Origin of the sequence: Weissella sp. MSCH1 (assembly GCF_045799135.1) — a bacterium.
Classification (GTDB): domain Bacteria; phylum Bacillota; class Bacilli; order Lactobacillales; family Lactobacillaceae; genus Weissella.
Genome location: NZ_JBJMBA010000047.1, coordinates 39,604 through 60,522, shown reverse-complemented (window position 1 = coordinate 60,522; position 20,919 = coordinate 39,604). Strand labels below are relative to the sequence as shown.

Annotated in this window: 16 protein-coding genes; 1 reads left to right on the top strand and 15 read right to left on the bottom strand. The window is 45.9% G+C overall.

The window, feature by feature from the left end; genetic code table 11:
* Nucleotides 1-77: 77 nt before the first annotated feature.
* From gntK to ACJ28U_RS12050, 15 genes are all read right to left on the bottom strand, one after another.
* Nucleotides 78-1,619, bottom strand: coding sequence for a gluconokinase (gene gntK, locus ACJ28U_RS12120; RefSeq protein ID WP_407619447.1), 1,542 nt, complete (start codon nt 1,617-1,619; stop codon nt 78-80).
* Between the two features lie 182 nt (nt 1,620-1,801).
* Nucleotides 1,802-2,755, bottom strand: a complete 954-nt coding sequence (locus tag ACJ28U_RS12115) for a 3'-5' exoribonuclease YhaM family protein (protein ID WP_407619446.1) — start codon at nt 2,753-2,755, stop codon at nt 1,802-1,804.
* A gap of 1 nt (nt 2,756) precedes the next feature.
* A complete protein-coding gene (locus tag ACJ28U_RS12110) occupies nt 2,757-5,081 on the bottom strand; it encodes an ATP-binding protein (RefSeq protein ID WP_407619445.1) in 2,325 nt (774 codons plus the stop codon).
* Nucleotides 5,071-6,264: an exonuclease SbcCD subunit D gene (locus tag ACJ28U_RS12105; protein WP_407619444.1), complete on the bottom strand. Its 1,194-nt coding sequence runs from the start codon at nt 6,262-6,264 to the stop codon at nt 5,071-5,073. The genes ACJ28U_RS12110 and ACJ28U_RS12105 overlap by 11 nt, the downstream gene beginning before the upstream one ends.
* Before the next feature lie 134 nt (nt 6,265-6,398).
* Nucleotides 6,399-6,743 carry a YlbF family regulator gene (locus tag ACJ28U_RS12100; protein ID WP_010370449.1) on the bottom strand — a complete coding sequence of 115 codons (345 nt, stop codon included), beginning with the start codon at nt 6,741-6,743 and terminating at the stop codon, nt 6,399-6,401.
* A gap of 53 nt (nt 6,744-6,796) precedes the next feature.
* Entirely contained in the window at nt 6,797-8,887 is a 2,091-nt protein-coding gene (locus ACJ28U_RS12095) for a transglycosylase domain-containing protein (protein WP_407619481.1), read from the bottom strand.
* 5 nt (nt 8,888-8,892) lie between these two features.
* The gene (locus tag ACJ28U_RS12090; protein ID WP_063083106.1) at nt 8,893-9,351 is read right to left on the bottom strand and encodes an arginine repressor; all 459 of its coding nucleotides are present in this window, start codon (nt 9,349-9,351) and stop codon (nt 8,893-8,895) included.
* Nucleotides 9,352-9,461: 110 nt separating this feature from the next.
* On the bottom strand, nt 9,462-10,376 hold the full coding sequence (locus tag ACJ28U_RS12085) for an NAD-dependent epimerase/dehydratase family protein (protein ID WP_407619443.1): 915 nt from the start codon (nt 10,374-10,376) through the stop codon (nt 9,462-9,464).
* A 130-nt stretch (nt 10,377-10,506) separates the two neighbouring features.
* Nucleotides 10,507-12,339, bottom strand: a complete 1,833-nt coding sequence (locus ACJ28U_RS12080; RefSeq protein WP_407619442.1) for an ABC transporter ATP-binding protein — start codon at nt 12,337-12,339, stop codon at nt 10,507-10,509.
* Nucleotides 12,332-14,077, bottom strand: a complete 1,746-nt coding sequence (locus ACJ28U_RS12075) for an ABC transporter ATP-binding protein (RefSeq protein ID WP_407619441.1) — start codon at nt 14,075-14,077, stop codon at nt 12,332-12,334. Before ACJ28U_RS12075 ends, ACJ28U_RS12080 begins: the two co-directional genes overlap by 8 nt.
* 151 nt (nt 14,078-14,228) lie before the next feature.
* On the bottom strand, nt 14,229-15,914 hold the full coding sequence (gene argS / locus ACJ28U_RS12070) for an arginine--tRNA ligase (protein ID WP_407619440.1): 1,686 nt from the start codon (nt 15,912-15,914) through the stop codon (nt 14,229-14,231).
* A gap of 2 nt (nt 15,915-15,916) precedes the next feature.
* Nucleotides 15,917-16,261, bottom strand: a complete 345-nt coding sequence (locus tag ACJ28U_RS12065; RefSeq protein WP_010370407.1) for a hypothetical protein — start codon at nt 16,259-16,261, stop codon at nt 15,917-15,919.
* 117 nt (nt 16,262-16,378) lie between these two features.
* Complete coding sequence (gene murE / locus ACJ28U_RS12060) at nt 16,379-17,905, bottom strand: UDP-N-acetylmuramyl-tripeptide synthetase (protein ID WP_407619480.1); 1,527 nt, start codon at nt 17,903-17,905, stop codon at nt 16,379-16,381.
* 28 nt (nt 17,906-17,933) lie between these two features.
* Entirely contained in the window at nt 17,934-18,542 is a 609-nt protein-coding gene (locus ACJ28U_RS12055) for a non-canonical purine NTP pyrophosphatase (protein WP_407619439.1), read from the bottom strand.
* Entirely contained in the window at nt 18,542-19,840 is a 1,299-nt protein-coding gene (locus ACJ28U_RS12050; protein WP_407619438.1) for a bifunctional folylpolyglutamate synthase/dihydrofolate synthase, read from the bottom strand. Before ACJ28U_RS12050 ends, ACJ28U_RS12055 begins: the two co-directional genes overlap by 1 nt.
* 328 nt (nt 19,841-20,168) lie before the next feature.
* Between ACJ28U_RS12050 and ACJ28U_RS12045 the strand changes: the two genes are divergently transcribed.
* The gene (locus ACJ28U_RS12045; RefSeq protein WP_407619437.1) at nt 20,169-20,918 is read left to right on the top strand and encodes a metal ABC transporter ATP-binding protein; all 750 of its coding nucleotides are present in this window, start codon (nt 20,169-20,171) and stop codon (nt 20,916-20,918) included.
* Nucleotide 20,919: the final 1 nt, after the last annotated feature.

Below are 20,919 nucleotides of genomic sequence, written 5' to 3'. Positions count from 1 at the left end.
AACGCTCACAGCACGGGCATAAAGTCACGTGCTGTGAGCAACGTTTTAATTGTTTATCTGTTTAGTCGAAAACAAGTTTACTTGTCTTCCTTCTTGACGTGCTTACGTTGGAAGTTCGCAATGTTTGCGTACTCCGTTTGCAATTGACGTGCCAAACGAATAAAGATTGGCGTCAACTCACGGTAAACTTCGTAGTTTTCTGGGTTTGGTGCATAAGTGTTTGACTCACCAACCATGTCGGCAATAACATCCAAACTATCGACCATTCCCAAAGCCTTTTGTGCCATAACCGTCGCAGCCAAAGCACCTGACTCGAAGGCCGTTGGCACCGTAACAGGTTGCTCAAAGATATCGGCCGTCATTTGACGCCACAAAGCTGAACGGGCAAAACCACCAGTTGCTTGCACTGACTTCAAGTCACCAACAACTTCTTCCAAGGCCAAAGCAACCATGTAGATGTTGAAGATAATCCCTTCAAGCACGGCACGAACCATGTGGGCACGCGTGTGATTGTGTGTCAAACCAAAGAATGACCCCTTGGCATTGGCATCCCAGATTGGGGCACGCTCACCACCCAAGTATGGGTGGAACAGCAAACCATCAGCACCAGCTGGAATCTTTGACGCGATTTCCGTCAACAAATCGTACGTATCGACACCCATCAAGGCAGCCGTTGACTTCTCGGCATCAAACATCTTGTCACGGGCCCAACGGAAGACATCCCCACCGCTGTTAACTGGTCCACCGACAACCCAGTGATCCTTGTCCAAAGCATACGTAAACGTACGTCCCTTAGGATCAATCTTAGGTGCGTCAGTCACAACACGGATGGCACCTGATGTACCAATCGTTACCGCGGCAACACCTGGTTGCACAGCGTTAACACCTAAGTTTGACAAAGGACCATCACCAGCACCGTAAATGAATGGCGTATCAATATCCAAGCCCATTACAGCGGCATACTCGGCAACCATGCCCTTTTCCATCTCGTAAGGTTCAACTGCTTGTGGCATTTGTTCCTTCTTGATACCAGTCACTTCAAGTGCTTGCTCATCCCAATCCAAATTGAAGATGTTGAACATACCTGTTCCCGAAGCAATTGAGATATCCATCTTGTTGGCACCAAACAAACGGTGGAACAAGTATTCCTTAATTCCCAAGTAGTGAGCAGCATTGTTGTAAACGTCTGGCTTTTCGTTCTTCAACCACAACATCTTTGACAATGGGGCCATTGGGTGAATTGGTGTACCCGTCTTGCTGTAAATCTCTTGGCCCAAACCAGTTGACTTCAACTCTTCCGTGTACTTAACTGCACGCGTGTCAGCCCACGTGATAACACGTGTCAAAGGCTGCCAATCAGCGTCAAATGCAATCAATGAGTGCATTGCTGAACTGAATGACACACCCAAAATCTTGCCACCGTTTGCGCCGCGCACAACTTCTGTCATTGCGTCGACGAAGGCTTCCCAAATTTCGTTTAGGTCCTCTTCGGCCATGTCTGGCTCATCACGGTACAACTTGTAACCTTTGTTGGCACTGGCGATCACGTGACCTTCAGTGTCAAACAAAACTGCCTTAGTTGACGTTGTTCCCAAGTCAACTCCGATCAAGTATTCCATTGTTAAACCTCTCGTATCTCAAAAAAATCCACAAACTTATGAATAGTACTTATCTATTTTATGTAAAAACCTTTCACAATGCAAACGTTTTCCACGAAAAGAATTTTCTAATATATCCCAATGCCGGAACATTTGACGCACAATAAAAAGCGCACCGTCTCACAAGAGGTACGCTTTTCACATTATTTTAGATCAGGTTTGTATACAGTTCGGTTATCTAATGCCCACTGGCGTTGTGAAAACTCGCCTGGTTCTGTTTCGGCTAGCGCGTTATCAAAACTTTGCATATTGGCATCCAATTCATCCAACTGGTGCAAAATATTCGCTTCCTTAATCAACGGACGGACAGGTGACCCATACTCCATCAACCCATGGTGAGCTAACACAGTATGGCGTAGCACCAACATATCTTCGCTATACAAATCCAGATGGAGTTCATTGGCTGCCAAAACAATCTGTTCATCGATTAGGACAATGTGGCCAATTAAGTTACCTGCCGTCGTATACTGCGTTGCAATTGGGCCGGTTAGTTCAATCACTTTACCCAAATCGTGCAACAAAGCGCCCGCATATAACAAGCTAGCATTGACCCCTGGATACTGCTTCACAATTGCTTGGGCCAAACGAGCAATCGACAATGAGTGGAAGCCAAGCCCACCAGCAAAGGCGTGGTGATTGCTCTTAGCTGCTGGGTACTTATAAAACTCATCATGATACTTTGATAACAAGTGGCGCACAATCCGTTGCCACGTCGCGTTAGTAATTTGGAAAATCAACGCCGAGACTTCTTCTTCCATCTCGTTTGCCTTCATTGGCGCTGCATTCATGAAATCACTTGGATCTTGCGGTTCGCCCACTCGGGTTGGTCGCATTGATAGAATTTTGAGTTGTGGCTTATCCTGATACACTTGCCGAACCGCTGTCATAAAAATAACCATGCCGGCTTGCAATGTATCCGCCTCTTCTTGTGTTGCATCCCACTTCATGCCGCGTATTTCCATCGACCGATCCGCAACAGAAACAGCCAGATACCGTTTACCTTGTTGCGTGACCCGCGGATCAACTTCCTTCAATAACACAAAGATGTCCATGCGTTCATCAACTTGATAATCGCGCAGTTGTTTCACTTCTGCCATGTTACTTATCCCCCTTTAGCTCATTCAAATCCAAGATATGGTGTCCTGTTGTTCGTCGTGCCGTAAAGTACAAAATTTGTTGCTCATTCGTTGCCATTTCAGCTAGTACCTGCAACATGGTTTCCTGTCGCGGTGTATCAAAGTCTACAAATGCATCATCAATCATAATTGGCAAGGCTAACGTAGATGTAACTACCTTAACGAACGCCAAGCGCATCGCGACATAAACTTGTTCAGCCGTTCCCTTTGACAATTGCGTCACGGTAAACATCACCCCATCTTGGCGTGTTACTTTAATTAAAGTCTTCGTCTGTGAAATTTGCGTGTAGTTCCCTTGCGTTAAGCGTGCTAATAACGCACTTGCTGACGACAATAACTGCGGTAGTCGATCACCAATCGCTAAGTTAAACACCCGGTTCACCCACTCACTCGCTAAACGATTCGTGAAGTACGTTTGCAACTCAGCAATCACGGCGGCCTCTTGGTTTGCTAACGCTTGTTGTTGGGCTTCGATTGTCGTATCAGTTGCCAATCGCCGGCGTTGCACGTCTAAACGAGCAAGCTGTTGTTGCGCGTCCGCTAATTCCGTCTGCAACCGCATCGCCAATGCTGATGGTGCAACGTCGTCAACTGATTCACTCGCCGCTGCCAAAACAGTTAAATCCGCATCCCCCAGTTGTTCACGCAACAAATCTGCCTCATGCTGCTTGGCAATAATCGTCTGTTGCTCTTGACGACGAGCTTGCAAAGCAGCAGCGCCAGCCACATCAAGGGCTTGGTAAATTTCTAATAGACGTTGTTGATACTGTGCCCGAGTAACTGCCTGCTGACCCGCTGTTGTCATTTGGGCTTGTTCATCCGCTAACCGTTGGCGATATTCAGATTCCGTCAAATGATACCCCAACCAATTCAAGCGTTCTTCCGCCCGTTGCATGTCTGGCATCACCGTTTGTTGCATCGTCATCAATTCTTGAATACGCGCAATCAAACCATGGAGCCTTTGGACGTCCGGTTGCGCTGTAATTATTTGTTCGTTAGTCATGCCCTCGTAGCCCGCTGGCAAGATAACATCCGGTGCCACCCGCTTCGGCATCACCCGGTAAAGCACGTGGCCAGCGCCGGCCAATAGGACAAACAAGACAATTCCCGCTAACAATTGCCCCGCAATCGCCAAGCCAATCAGCAATATAACGCCAAAGGCTAACGCCCCAATGCCCGCCCGACGATATTGGGCCGCAACAGCCGTTCCCGTGCCAGTCTGCAAAGCTTTTACTTGAAACGGTGTTAATTCAGCTGGCACAGCTTGCCAACGATGTGTCTGCAACAGCGAATCGCGTTCATCTTGGAATTGCGCTTGTTGCGTCGCTGCTTGTCGTTGCTGTTGCTGCAACGTTGCAAATTCATCAAGCGCGACACGGGTTTGATTAAGTTGCTCTTGGGTAACTGTTGTGGTCGTTGGCACATCCGGCATAACCCGCAATTGCGCTTCGAGACGGTCAGCCTCATCCGCCAACGCCGTATCCAACGGTTCGTCCGCATGTGCTAGTTGTTGTTGTAATTGCTGCCACCGTTGATACACCGGCACTAGCTGCTGACGCGCAGCCTGTTCAGAGGCATCAGCCGTCAACCGACTTTGTCGCTCAGTTAAGGTGGCAACTTGTTGCCGAGCTGCTTCATAGGCGGATTCTAAGTTGTTGACGGACGGACGATTTGCAATTGTTGCTTGCAAATCTGCTCGCTGATTAGCCAACGCCGTTAACGACTCATTGATTGGTCGGTGTGCCGTCTTAGTGGCGCCAAATTCATTCGTAGCCTCTTTATCCCAATGGTTAGCCAACGCGAGCCATTGTTCTGACCCAGGCGTTGCTAGTGTACGCAGGTGTTCCGCAAACTCGTCTGGACGCAAAGCAAAAATTTGGGCCAAGGCTTCTTGATCAAAACTAAAGACCGCTAAGTATAAGTCACGATCAACAGGTCCCAGCAATTCCGCTAACGTCTGTTCCGCATCCGCAAATTGTTGTCCCGTCGCAACCGTTCGTAACGTTACCGTCGTCTGCGTCCGTCCCAATCGTGTCAATTCGTAATCCGTTCCCGCTACGTCGAACGTGATGGTACCACCATAAGGGCCCTGTTCAAGGGGTTCATACGTGTTAATGCGGCGACCCTTAGCCTGTGGGAAACCAAACAGCATCCCCAATAAGAACTGATGTAACGTCGTCTTACCGGATTCATTCAATCCTTGAATAATTTGCAACTGTGTCACAAAATCGAACGTCTGATCGCGCCACTGGCCGAAACCGATAATGTGTGCTTGCTTAATCTCCATCAGTCGCAACCCCCATTTCAGTTAAACGTAATTTTTCGATGACGGCTTGCTTTAGTTCCGCCAACATCGCTGGCGTCAAAAACGCCTGCAATACTGCCGCATCCTGCACTTGTTTTAAACCAAGCTGTTGCAACATATCATAGTTAAATACGTCATCAGCCGTCTGCCCCCAGTACTGTTGGTCAACAGCCGGTAATGACACTTCCTCGTTGGCTGCCACAAGTTTAATGTTATAGACAAAGAAATTATCGGTTGGCGATGATGCAGCGGTTAACTGGGCTAACAACTGATTGTTCATGATCAACGACAACAGCGCACTATCCTCGCTTGTCACTGATAATTCAACCAATTGAAAATCATCATCATTCTGCAGCGTTTGTCGAATATGCTGGATTGCCATCGGTGCATCTGGTGCTAAATGGACATTAGCTGTTTGCCAAACCACTGGGGCCACTGGCGTAAACGTCGGCACCAATTCGCCTTGCTCCGACGTTACCAAATAATAGCCTTTGGGACCCGATTCGTTTTTATTTAAGCCTTGAATACTACCGGAATAACCGATGAATGGCTTGTCTTGCAATGTTTGCCGCACGTGAATGTGACCAAGGGCCCAGTAGTCATAGTGCTTAACTTGCATGTCACTTAACGTAAACGGTGCATAGTCACCCTGGCCATCTTCACCAAGTGCCCCGTGATACAGACCAATGTGATAATCCACATCAGCCTGCTTTACTGGGTAAAGACGGGCACGGTTATCGTTAATATGCCGTTGCGTATACGAAAAACCCGTGATGGCCACACGTTCTTGCGCTTTCGTCACTAAAGTTGCAGTTGTTGTTTCAGCTGGGAAAACTGTTACATTATCTGGCCAGGTAGGCAAACTTTGCCAATTAGCCACAAAGTCGTGGTTACCAAACCCGAGATAGACGGGAATTCCCGCTGATTGTAGCGTTTCGAACGCCTGCCGCAATGTCAATTGAGCCCGTGCGTCAGGTGTCGTTGTATCAAACAAATCACCTGGCAATAATACAAAATCAACCATTTCAGCAATCGCATCGTCAACCAATCGTTGTAATGCTGTTTCAGTCGCTTGCTGCAATGTTCCCTTCAGCCAAGCTGGAACCTGCGTTAAACCCGTAAATGGATTGCCAAGGTGCAAATCACCAGCATGTATAAACTTCATTGTTCCACGATCCTTTTCACGTTATATGTTATTTCATTATCCCATGTTAGGTATATCCTAACAAGCATCTATCAGTAGTTTGTGGACAGAAAAAGAGCAGTTGTCATAAGTGAACAACTGCTCTTTTTAAAGATTTAGTCTTGACCGTACAATTCAGCGATTGGCTTCGTGATGATATTGTTAATTTCCATCAACAATTGGTTAACGGCTTGTTCTGCTTCCATCATCGTCTTCAACGCATCGTGCTTGTCCATCTCACCAGCAATTTCTTGCCAGGCAGCAACTTGCTCAGGCGCAGGCTCTTGACCAGCTTGCATTGATTGGTTAATTTCCATTTGTGCTTGTTGGAAGCGTTGGAAAACCGCCTTTGCTTCGGCGTTACCGTTCAAAGCTTCAACCGCATCGCGCAAAGTCTTGTATTGTGCTGTTTCGCGCAAGTCAGCGGCAACAGCGTTTACGTTATCGTAAATGTTAATCATATTAAGTAAATATCCAATCTTTTATTGTTAGTTCTATTATCGCATACTGTGCTTTAATTGCCCAGAATGTTCCGGATGCCTGACCAAGCTGCCTTTGCCCCATCCTTCACATTATTCCAAGCCTTCTCAGCACCTTGCTTCACTTCATCCCCGATACCATTAATCGTATTGGATACCCCATCAGAACTATTTGAGGCACCGTCATCGGCTGCCGAAATCTTTTGACGCACACTCTTCACATCAAATTGGGTTTGCTCAGTATTCGGAATGACTTGCTCCAGTGTCGTCTTCATCAACGGACCAGCCGTTGCCGACAAGTAAGCTGGAATTGATTCACCATTTGCATTCGAATCATAACCCGTCCAAGTCGTCACAACAACATCCGGCGTGTAAGCAATTGCCCATGAATCAGTCGCATTCATCGCTGTTGAACCATCACCAGTCACCTCAGTTGTCCCCGTCTTACCAGCAACATCGTAACCGTATGGATCAGCTGACTTACCGGTACCATTGGTGTATGTACCAAACATCATCGACGTCATTTCATTAGCAACCTTCTTTGACCAGAGACGGGTATGCTTTTGCTTGGCTTGGACAATCACCTTGCCAGAAGCATCAACAATCTTCGTAATGAAGTGTGCCTGACTCATTTCACCACCATTAGCGAAACTGGTATACGCCTGCGTCATTTGCAAAGGAGTAACCCCCTTCTTCACACCACCAATAGCCAAGGCTAGGTTCTTATCTGACTTGGTCAATGGCAAACCAGCCTTCAAGCCGGCATTATAACCAACCGATACACCCAGTTGGTCTAGTAACCAAACGGCAGGAATGTTATAAGAATTTTCCAAAGCCACGTACATTGGTACATCCGCGCTGGTGTAGTTGTTGTAATTCGAAGGCGAATAGCCGTTCGTTCCAAAACTCATCTGCTCATTCTTTAACTCAGAATCATAAGAGAAACCACGTGACAACGATGGCGCATAATCTACAATCGGCTTAATCGTCGAACCTGGCGAGCGATACATCTGGGTAGCACGGTTCAAATCACGGAAGTTGTGTTCACCACGTCCCCCAACGACCGCGCGTACGCCACCGGTTTTCGCATCCATGACAACTGAAGCCGCTTGCGAATCACCACCAACAGGATTCAAACTCTCGTCTTCATAATCATCTTGTAAGTTAGTTTGGTCCGTCTGATCCAACGTGGTATAAATTTTATACCCATCATTCAGGATGTCATCTTCCTTCAAGTCATACTTGCTAATCGCTTCATTAATCACGGCATCAAAGAAGTACGGATAATTATAGTTTGAATTATTAACATCATGATCCGATGCACCGATTTCATAAGACGCATACGTATCGGCTTGTGCTTGGGTCAGCTTTTTATCATTAACCAAATTTTGTAACACTTGATTACGGCGGTTAATCGCGTTCTTGGGATACGTCAGTGGGTCGTACCCATTTGGTGATTGTAACATGCCGGCCAACATAGCACCTTGGTTCACAGACAACTGCGAGGCATCCACACCGAAATACTTTTCAGCCGCATCTTCCACACCCCACACACCATGTCCGAAGTACGCGTTATTCAAGTACATCGCCAAAATATCATGCTTTGAGTATTCCTTTTCAACTTGTACGGCTAAAAATAATTCGCGGATTTTACGGGTAATGGTTTGATTTTGCGTCAAAAAAGCATTCTTAACCAACTGCTGGGTCAACGTCGATCCACCAGCCGAGGCATTAATCCCGCGAATGCGGTACCAAATTGTCGTTAACGCACCACGTGCCATCCCCGTCACCGAAAAGCCGGGCTCGTGATAAAAATTACGATCTTCCGTAGCCAGAACCGCATTCACCACGTTTGACGAAATATTATCAAACTGTACATAGGTTCCCTTTTGACCAGCAATCGAGCCCGCTTTTTTATCATCCACATCATAAATTTCAGTTGATGATTGTAATCGCGCCTTTAAGTCTGAGACATCTGTTGTTTTAGCTTCAAATGTCCCTACCGCACTAATCACAAAAATCAATGCCAAAAAGGCCACGATTAGCCATCTAGTTAGCTGGAATCGTGTCCAAAATGGGCCGATTTTTCGATTAATCCAGGCTAACGCACTTTTTATTCGTTCCATCATATTTATTGCATCCAATTATTAAAATCTGCTGCTAATTTTTCGGCAGCTGCGACTGACGGGCTCGTCACGTAAATCGTGTTGTGGCCCGCTAATGTCGCAACGACTTCAGGAATGTTCGCGTCATCAATAATCGCGGCTAGTCGATTGCCATTCCCCTGCGTCGTCTTGACAATCGTCATAAATTCAACGCGAGTAATTGAAACCGCCGTTTCGGCAAACACCTCCTGAACATGGGCGGTGTCCACAACCGGCGCGTCTGACATTACTTGATAGCGTGGCCGTCCAGTGGCGTCAGCCCGCCGAACAATGCGCATTTCTTTAATATCTCGTGAAACAGTTGCTTGTGTCACATCAATACCAGCATTTTGCAGATGGTGCATTAGCCCTTCTTGTGAATCAACGACCTCACGCGCCAAAATATCTAAAATCAACGCTTGTCGTTCTTGCTTTTTTAAAGCCATGGTTTTTAGTCCTCTTTTTTTGCATATATAATTTTATTATACAGGCTTTTGGGCCATTTGCCTTAAATTACACCAAGCAAAAAGTCTGTGCAATCGACACAGACCGGCGTTTAATGCAAGATTGTCTGAACACCTGTGGTAAAACTAGTCACGTGAAAATCAGGAAACCGTTGCATGAATTTATCGGTAATAAACACATTGTCAAACTGGTACCGAACCAAAATTTCTAATTGTTCGGCCCGCCTACGATTCGTGGTTGATTCATTTTGAAACACTGTCAACGGTATCACATCATAAGGAATTGGCCGCCCGACGACTTTTTCAGCTAATGCCAGTAATGTTTGGTAACTAATCCCTGGGGTTACCGGCAAATGCCATGTTTGGCCGTAAGTGTCTGGGGTATTCCCGAGCAACGCCAATGCGCGGCTCGCATCCGGTGTCCAAATAAAAGTTCGTAAAGTCGTATCACTAACCGGAATCTGTGGACGTTCACCTGCTTTAATCCGGTCAAACACCATCCCGTTGGTAATGCCCTGGGTCCGATCAGGCCCATAAAATTCCGGTGCGCGACCAATAACCGCTTGCAACCCCTCGTTCGCCATCGCCTCTAAAAGCCGGGTTGCCATTTTTGCCCTGATGACTGATTTGCGACCAACCGGTAAAAATGGACTCGTTTCTGTTTGTGGTGTTGCATCTTTTTGATACATGTAAGTGTTATCAAAGAATGCCAACTTGGCATTTGCTTTAATGGCCGCTTGAATGACATTTTCCGTTATTTGTAAAAATTGCGCTTCCCAAACGGTAGTATCCATCGGCAAGCCAACTGTGAAATACACCACATCACTGCCCTGAATCGCCCGGAACGCTTGGTCAGCATCTGTTAAATCTGCAACAATGACTTGATCAGTGTCGTGAATTTTTCGCGGATGCCGACCGACCAATCGGAGTTCCTTTGTATAATTTTGATACAACTCATTGGCCAATTCGTAACCGATTTGCCCGTTGCTACCTAATATTGTTTGCATCGTTAATTACCGCCTTCCCTGTCCGAAATATAACACACTTCAGTGACTCACTTGAAAAACCAGAAGAAAACTTAATTTTTGCCAATAAAAAAACACTAATCTACATCGCTGTTGATTAGTGTTTTGGGTGTTAACCGACTTTCGTAAATTGCGAGTTATACAGTTTCGCATACTCACCGCCAGCCGCCAAAAGCTCGTCGTGACGGCCGCGTTCCACAATATTACCTTTTTCCATGACCAAAATTTGGTCCGCATAACGAATCGTTGACAAGCGGTGCGCCACTACGAAACTTGTTCGACCCGCCAACAATTTGGCCATGGCATCCTGAATCATGCGCTCAGTTCGTGTATCGACAGAACTCGTGGCTTCATCCAAAATTAAGATTTCGGGATCCGCAATAAAGGCACGCGCAATCGTTAACAATTGTCGTTGTCCTTGCGAAATATTCGTGGCATCTTGATTTAGGATTGTGTCGTACCCTGCTGGTAGTGTGCGAATAAATTCATCTGCATGGGCCATTTTCGCAGCTGCGATGACTTCATCGTCCGTCGCTTCAAGGCGTCCGTAACGCAAATTGTCCATAATACTGCCTTCAAAGAGCCAAGTCTCTTGGAGTACCATTGCGAAATGCTGGCGCAAGTCTTCACGTGTCATACCGCGCGTATCAGCACCACGCAACCGAATCACCCCGCTGGTCGTGTCATAAAAGCGTTCCAACAAGTTAATCATCGTTGACTTACCGGCTCCAGTTGGACCAACAATCGCAATCATCTGTCCCGGCTTAACTGACATACTGTAGTCGGTCATCAATGGTTGGTCAGACTGATAACTAAAGGCAACGTGTTCAAACGTCACGATGTCATCAGTGGTAATTGGAGCAACCGGTGTTAATTCTGTCATTTCTGGTTCATCCAGTACCTGAAAGATACGTTCGGCTGACGCAACTGTTGCTTGAATTGTATTTGTTAAATTAGCAATTTGTGTAATCGGCTGACTAAATTGATTTGTGTATTGCAACATAGCCTGCACATCACCTAAGCTAACTGAACCACTGGCAACTTTAATGCCGCCAATCACCGCCATGGCTAAATAATCCAAATTATTAACAAACCGCATCGATGGAAAAATAACGGTCGATACAAATTGCGCTTTCCAAGCGGCCTTGTAATAGTCGTCATTTTGCGCATCAAACTTCATAATCATTGGTTGCTCTTGGTTAAATGTTTTCACCACAGTGTGACCAGCAAACGTTTCCTCAACTTGGTCATTCAGTAACCCCAAGGCCGCCTGTTGTCGGGCAAAATAGCGTTGTGAGCGTGGCGCGATAATCCGAACAATTAACAAAGACAATGGCACCGTTAAGAATGCCACTAACGATAATTGCCAGCTAATTGTTAGCATGAAATAGATAACGCCAGCAAACGTCAGCACGGAATTGACCAATTGAATGAGCGATTGGTTCAACGTTCCTTGGATATTGTCCATATCGTTAACCATACGGGACATAATATCCCCGTTTTGATGCGAATCATAATAAGAAACTGGCAGGCGCGCCATTTTCTCCTTGAAATCCTTACGTAACTGGTAAACCGTTCCTTGGGCAACCCGTGTCATGATGTACTGCTGGATCACCGAGAAAACCGCGGCAATTAAATAGAAGGCCGAAACAAGCATTAAAATTTGCACGACTTTATCCATCTCAATATGCAAGCCCGTGTGCTGACGCATCGACTTGGTGACATCATCAAAAATGACCGTTGTTGCTTCGCCTAAAACTTTAGGTGCTCGTACTGATAAAACCACGGAAACGGCCGTGATAACTAACGAAACAATGACGCCTGCCCGATAATTACCGAGATAGGCAAACAGTCGGCCGATGGTTTGCCAGAAATGAACCGGCTTTTCAACCGGTTGATTCATGCCCCCACCGCGGCCACGACCGCCACTTTGAAAACTACGCATTGACGCCCACCTCCTTCAAATCTGCATCCGACAACTGACTTCGCATAACTTCTTGGTAGGCAGGGCACGTTTGCGCAAGTTCTGCGTGTCGGCCAGCGCCAACCATTTTACCGTTGTCCAACACAACAATCACATCGGCATTCATGACTGTTGCAATACGTTGGGCGACGATAATCTTAATAGCCGGTTGCAAACGTGGCGAATCATTAATTGCCCCCCGCACCCGACTATCCGTCTCAAAATCCAAAGCAGAAAACGAATCATCAAAGACATACACTTGTGCCTCTTTGATAAGCGTTCGCGCAATTGCGAGTCGTTGGCGCTGACCACCTGAAAAGTTCGCGCCGTCTTGTTGGACAACCATATCCAAACCACCACCAGCTTCAATAAAATCCGTCGCCTGTGCAATCCGAAGAGCCTCCCACATCTGATCATCCGTTGCCAATGGTAATCCAAATTGCAAATTTGATCGAATGGTGCCGGCAAACAAAACCGCCTTTTGCTGCGTAATTGAAATTGCAGCATGTAAGTCTATCTGAGACAACTGGCGAATGTCCACACCATTCAACGTAATGGTACCGGATGTCGCATCAAGCAATCTTGGTATCAAATTCAGAATTGTTGACTTACCTGAACCCGTGCCACCAATCACCGCCATGGTTTGGCCAGAGGAAACCTTCGCTGTCAAACCAGACAGTGCTGGCTTCTCAGCTCCCGGAAAGCAATACAGGACATTATCAAATGCCAACTCAGGCGCCGTTGCGGGCAACTTTTGTGGTGTGGCAACATCCACAATTGTATCTTCAGTATCCAAAACCTCATTAATACGATCAGCTGAGGCTTGCGCCCGTGGTACCATCACAATCACCATTGATAACTGCATAAAGCTCATCAAAATTTGTGTGGCATACGTCAAGAACGCGACCAAATTTCCCATTGGCATTAAGTTAGCACCAATCAGCTTGGCCCCTAACCACACAATACCCACGTTCGTAAATGACAAAATAATTGTCATTACCGGCATCATCATCGCAACCGTCGTAAACACAACCCGAGCTGTATGCGTTAAATCACGGTTAGCCGTGTCAAATTTCTCACGTTCAAACTCATCGCGACCAAACGCCCGAATCACGCGCACCCCAGTCAAGCCCTGTTGGAACACTAAATTAATTCGATCAACCTTTGTTTGCATTGTCTTAAAACGCGGTACAGCAATTTTAACAATCACAAAGACCGCGATTGCCAAGATTGGCAGTGAAAAAGCGAAGACCGTTGTGAGACGCGTATTTAAACGCAACGCCATAATCATGGCCCCGATGAATAGGAACGGCGACATCAACATCATACGCAATGCGGTCTGAAACACATTCTGCAGTTGCGTCACATCATTCGTCGTACGCGTAATCAGCGTGGCATCCCCAAATTTTGACACATTACTAGCGTCCATGTAGGTCACTTTTTTAAACAAGCTACTTCGTAATTTCGACCCTAACTTCTGACTTTGGGTGGCTGCAAAAAACACATTCAACACGGCACCCGTCCAACCAAGAATGGCGATAATCAACATTACCCCACCCATTTGCCAAATATATCCAATGTTTTGTTTTGCAATGCCCTTATTAATGATGTCGGAGGTAATCGTCGGCAGTGATAAATCTGCTGACACTTGAACAATCAAGAATATAACTGCTAACAAGACAGGTATTGGCTCAAGATACTTTTTCCCAATTCGTATCATTTGCGATGGCCTCTTTTTCGTTATAGTTAAGCCTTATTAAACCACATATCTGCTAATATGATTAGAATTTTTTGTTGTCCTTGTGTTATTCATGGATAAATAAAAAGCACTAACCAAACTATCGGTTAGTGCTTTAATCATGATTTCTAAATTACATTTCCTTAGGCGCCTTAACACCCAACAAACGTAGTGATTCTGTCAAAACTTGTGACACAGCTGTTACCAATGCCAAACGGGCGTTCAATTGCTCGTCTTCTGCCAAAATCTTTGAGTTTGCGTAGTACTTGTTGAACGTGCGAGACAAGTTCAATGCGTACTTGGCAATAACTGATGGTTCGCGATCACGCCATGCGCGACGAACAACATCACCAAAGTCAGCCAACAACTTCTCAGTTTCCCAAACGTTCTCATCATCGATAACCAAGTTAGACATATCTAGCTCTGGGTTACCAGCCTTGCGCAAAATTGATTGTGCACGGGCGTTTGCGTATTGTACGTATGGACCAGTATCACCTTCGAAGCGAACCACTTCTTCCAACTTAAAGTCGAAGTTTCCGATACGCTCATTCATCAAGTCGTGGAAGACAACGGCACCCGTTCCAACTTCATGCGCAACCAATTCCTTGTTACCCAAAGTTGGGTTCTTTTCGTTGATTTGTTGCAAAGCCAACTCAACAGAGTCCTGCAACACATCCTTCAACAAGATGATACGACCTGAACGCGTTGACAACTTCTTACCATCAACCGTAATCAAACCAAATGGAATGTGTTCAACATCGTCTGACCACTCGTAGCCCATTTCCTTCAAAACGGCCTTCAATTGCATGAAGTGTTCACGTTGTTCGCCACCAACCACGTACAATGACTTGACGAAGTTGTAGTTCTTCTTACGGAAAATAGCCGCCGCCAAATCACGTGTCATGTACAATGTGGCACCGTCAGTACGTTGAATCATTGCAACGTTCAAGTTGTACTTTTCCAAGTCAACCACTTGGGCACCTTGCGATTCGACCAACAAACCCTTTTCCTTCAACGTGTCGATAACGCCATCCATCTTATCGTTATAGAAAGCTTCACCGTTAAATGAATCAAACTCGATGTCCAACGTCTCATAAAGCTCCATGAATTCCTTCAATGACTCTTCACGGAACCATGACCACAATTGACGCGCTTCTTCGTCACCATCTTCAAGCTTCTTAAACCATGCACGACCTTCATCGTCCAAGGCTGGATTTTCCTTTGCTTCTTCGTGGAAACGCACATAGTACTTAACCAGCGTGTTGATTGGATCAGCCTTAACTTCAGCTTCTGAACCCCAACGCTTGTAAGCTGACATCAACTTACCAAATTGTGTTCCCCAGTCACCCAAGTGGTTAATCTTGATTGGTTGGTAACCATTGGCCTTTGAAATTTCAGCCAATGAATTTCCAATAACCGTTGAACGCAAGTGACCCATTGACATTGGCTTAGCAATGTTAGGTGATGACATATCAATTGTCACGTGCCCTGCTTCACCATCCGTGTTGTGACCAAATTCTTGGTCCATCAAAACACTTTGCAAAACATCCGTTCCAAATGTCAATTGGTTCAAGAAGAAGTTAACATATGGGCCCGCAGCCTGAACGGCCTTGAAATTAGTTGCGTCAATTGCCTCCGCTACTGTCGCAGCAATTTGGTTGGGCGCCATGTGACGTTCCTTAGCCAACAAGAAAGTTGGAAAGGCGAAATCACCCATCGTTGAATCCTTTGGCACTTCAATCTTTGACAAAATTGTCGCTTCATCTAGTTCTGGCACAACCGCCGCAACGGCTTGGGCCACTTGATTCTTGTAGTCCATTGTTATTCCTCTTCTTCGTCCTCTTCCTCAGCATCATCGTCTTCCAACTTGATGTCTTCTGGAATTTCTTCTTCGTCCTCTTCCTCTTCGTCACTCTTACGTGGCGCAGGGTTGTCAGTCTTCACCAAAATCTTAGTTTCTGACATACGAACGACAGCACGGTGATTGTATTCGTTAACCGTTGCCGTATCTTCTGGGTCGTTCTCCGTAATCAAGACCAACAATGAGTGCTCGTAAATCTTTTCCACGATACCCTTAAAGTCGTGTTCGAAGTTAGCAAACTTCTTACCTTCAACGAAGTCGCCCAAGTCGAACTCTGACGTGTTTTCTGCAGGTTCCTTAGCCATGGCACTATCCCCTTTTAATTCTCTGCACATTTAATGCATTTATTTATTAATAGTAACACAAAAAATCGCCGTAACAACGGCAATTCTGTTTATTATAGCAAAAATTTGCTTCAAAAACTAGGCTTCCAATTCGGAAACGACGCGTTGGGCAACTGCCCAGTCGTTTTCATACGGTGTATCAACACCGCCAATCTTTTGATACTCATCCAATCCCTTCGCTGCCAAAACGACAACATCATTGGGACCAGCTGCCTTAATGGCCTCAGTAATCGCAATCGTGCGGTCCATTTCACGGTTAATCACCACGTGATCATTGGTAATTGCCGCTTGAATTTCATCAGCAATGGCGTTTGGGTCCTCGAATTGCGGATCATCACTCGTTAAGTAAACAACATCCGCACCCTCGCTGACCGCTTGCCCAATGCCTGGCCGACGCGAAACACCCTTGTTTCCAGGTGCACCAACCACAATCGTTAATTTTTCGACGGTCTCATTCGTGCGGACAAAATTAAGCAAAGCCGCGATTGAGGCATAGTTGTGTGCATAGTCAACGTAAATTGTCCCGTGGTTTTGGGTCGTTAACACTTGCATACGACCAGGGATTTTAACAACTTCGAGTCCTTCATGCATTGCTTCTGTGTCAGCACCAACCAGTCGCGTCGCAATCATAGCAGCCACAGCATTTCCCTGGTTAAAATCACCCGGCATATCCAAATGATAGTCACCTGCAATGCCGAGGCGTGCAGCTTGCTGACCGGCTTCACGTACAGCGAAGGTGCTACCCTGCAAGTCCGCTTCGACAGTATCGTAATAGACATCTGCCTTGGGTGAATCTTCATCCTCACGGCCATATAGCCAAATGCCATCACGTGGTACCGCTAACTCCGCATGCTCAATCAACTCACTGAAATGATCTGAATCAGCGTTCAGAATGATTTGCTCTGAGTGATCAAACAGCATCATTTTGTGTTCCAAATAATCTTCAAACGTTGGGTGCTCATTTTCCCCGACGTGATCGGGACTGATGTTCAAGAAAATGCCGACGTTAAAGCGCAGTCCGTACACTCGTTCCATCTTATAGGCCTGCGATGAGACTTCCATCACCATGTGCGTCATCCCATTTGTGACGGCTTCTGCCATCCAACGGAACAAATCCAGTGATTCTGGTGTCGTCAAATGCGCGCGATAATGGAACTTCGGGTTGGCGCCTGTGATAACTTGTAACGTCGATGACAAAGCTACCTTGTCGTCAGTGGCCACTCGGAGCATTTCATATGCCATATAAGTGGCCGACGTCTTTCCTTTGGTACCCGTGATACCAATCAACGCCAATTTATTTTGTGGATAATCATAGAAGGCCATACTCAAAACACTCATCGCTGCTGGCACGTCATCAACCACCCAAGTTGGCAATCCAGTGTCGTGCGTGAACGACGTAGGTGCAACAATGGCCTTAACCCCTTTTGCAATCGCGTTTGTTAAATATTCAGCCTTGAAACGTCCTTTAATAAACAACAACGTTTCAGGTTCTACATCATTTGAATTATAAGCTAAATGCTTGATCTCACCTTTGAATTCTGGCGTGCTGATCAATAAATCCTGATCAGCCAAAATTTCTGTAATTTGTTGTGCTGTGAGTGCCATCATTTAACTCTCCTATATCTACTTGTTCTTAATTTGCCAATTCACCAGCTGACCGTAATTGCGCCAACATATCAATGGCAGCACGACCCCGGTGAGCGTAATTGACCCGGTCCGGCATGTCAATTTCAGCCAATGTCTGACCGGTTTCCGTAACCATGAGTTCGTCTAGTCCATTGCGACCGCCACGTGGCGCCGTTGCTAACGTGACGCCACCGCGCGCCTGGCTAAAATAGTGCTGGCCGGTTGGTGTAATCACGACAAAATCTGCTTGCAAATACGCCGTACGATCCGCGCCGTCTGGTAATTGTGCCAACACATAAGCATTAATTTCCGCATCCCCACGTAGCTGATGGGCTTGGAATTCACGCATGGTTGTGACACCAAAATGATCCGGAATGGCTGGAATAAACATCGCTGAATCGTCCGCCAAAATGTATTCATCGGGTAACAACGCATGAATGGTTGCCGCTTTAACTTGCGCATTTTCCGCCATGTCATCCGTGGTTTCTGCTGGAAAAGCAATCTGATCATGTAACTCACGATAATTGATAGCTGTTACCCCTAACGTTTGCAAGTAATCTACCATTTCAGCGGTTTTATGTGAATTATTCGACGCAATTACGAGTCGTGTCAGCATTACATCTCCTCCGTTTCAATCGCGCGCAAGGTATAAAATGACCCCGTGACAACAATCAACGCTTCTGATGATTCACGCACCCGACGGGCCAATGTAATCGCCGCACTCGGGTCATCCGCGATTTCCACATCGACGTTGCTCATCATCACAATCTTAGCTGCCAGTTCGTCCGCAGACATCGCACGATCTGAATCCGGCGTCACCGCAATGACTGTATCAACGTGTGGTAACAATTCCTCCAGCATGTCATGGTATTGCTTACCTTGTAATAACCCTAAGACCACAACTGGCTTAAATGGTAAATGCCAAGAACGAATGGCTGCCACCAAACTGATAATGCCATCTGGGTTGTGGGCCCCGTCGAACAAAATATTACGCTTTTCATCAAATTCCATCCGGCCTTTAATTTTGACGTGTGCCAAAGCTTCAGCGACTGCTACGTCTTCAATCGTATAACCACGTTCCTTTAAGGCCGTCACAATTTGCAAAACTGTACTCAAATTATTAGCCTGATAGGCACCAGTTAATGACAGTTTCAGTCCTTCAAATTGATCGGCATTTAGCTCCAAACCGCGTGGTGATGACTTAACAATCGTAATTGCCGGCTTGGGATGCGTGTTCCATTTCGCACCAACAGCAATCGCTTTTTCTTTCAACAAGCGATACACTTCGATATCCTGACCAGGATAATTCACGATGGTTGCACCTGCTTTAATCGCGCCGGCTTTATCAGCCGCGATTTCAAGTAGATCATTTCCCAACAAACCGATGTGATCGTACGAAATCTTCGTAAATGCAACAACCAATGGGTTATCAACTACATTCGTGGCATCGCGTAAGCCACCCACACCGGCCTCTAAAATCACAAAATCCATTTCAGTGCGGGCGAAGTGCTCCAACGCAATCAATGTCCACCATTCAAACTTGGTCAACGTATCCTCATCACCACCGTGCGCTTTAATCTCTTCTAAGACATGTTGATAGCTTTTAACGAAGGCTTCTTCACTAATCATCTCACCATTCGTTGTAATCGCTTCGCGATCATTCAAAATTGCCGGCGTTGAAAAGTGCCCAACCCGGTAACCAGCCGTCTCTAAAATACTAGCCAGCATCACCCCGGTTGAACCTTTACCATTGGTACCGACGATATGAATAACTTTTAATTGTCGCTCAGGATTACCCATCCACCGCAAAATTTCTTGCAACATGCCGACACGATTACCGTGTTCATCAGGTCTTACTCGCCAAGCACCACCCATTTTTGATGTAATTTGTCGATAAGTTTCAGCCGCACCCATGATTTACCTGTCCTTATAATAATGAAGAAGTCGTGATCGAGTGACCATTCACCCGTTCCGTGTTGGCATTCGATATAATATGGCCAACAAAACTGTTTTTCTAACGGTTAATTTTACCATAGATAGGCAGTATCGGAACGCTTGGACTTATCATTTACCAGCTAATTAACCAATTTCAATTGTATTGTTCGGTTATATAAAACATGACGGTTTTTTCATATATAAAATATTAACTTTTTCGTTTGTCAACCCGGACAAAAACTGGTAGATTGTTAAGCGTCATTCTTTTTTACTTTTGAAAAGTAAGTATATATGAAGGGATTTGCATATGTTAACCATCTCAAATCTGACTGTCGGGTACGAATATGGCCCGATTTTTACAGATTTATCCATTTCATTTAACGATAACGAATTGATTGGGATTATTGGTCCAAATGGGGCCGGTAAATCAACATTAATTAAATCAATCTTGGGTATTATTCAGCCAAGTGCTGGTGATATCACATTAAACGCCGTGCCTGTTACCAATCGTCTTCGTCGCGACAAGTTTGCTTATGTACCGCAACGTAGCGATTTGGATTTAGACTTCCCTGTCAACGTCTTCGATTTAGTGATGATGGGCGTTTTATCCCAAATATCACGTTGGCATAGTGTCGGTAAAGCTGAAGAAGCAATGGTACAACAGGCACTTGAACGCATGGACATTGCCCATTTGGCAAATCGTTCTTTAAATGAACTGTCAGGTGGCCAACGTCAACGCGCACTAGTTGCCCGAGCATTAGTGCAAGATGCCGATATTTACTTGCTCGATGAGCCGTTTGTCGGTATCGATGTGGCCTCTGAAGCTCAAATTATGGACGCCTTGCGCGAACTTCGCGATGCCGGCAAGACCATCATCATTGTCCACCACGATTTGAGTAAGGTCGCCAACTATTTCGATTCAGTTGTCCTACTCAATCATGGCGTTCTAAAGCAAGGTACGCCTGACCAGGTAATGGACGCAACCAGTTTGTCGCAAGCCTACGGTGATCATTTGATCATCATGGATCGTCACAATCACATTGTGCAAGGAGGCTAAA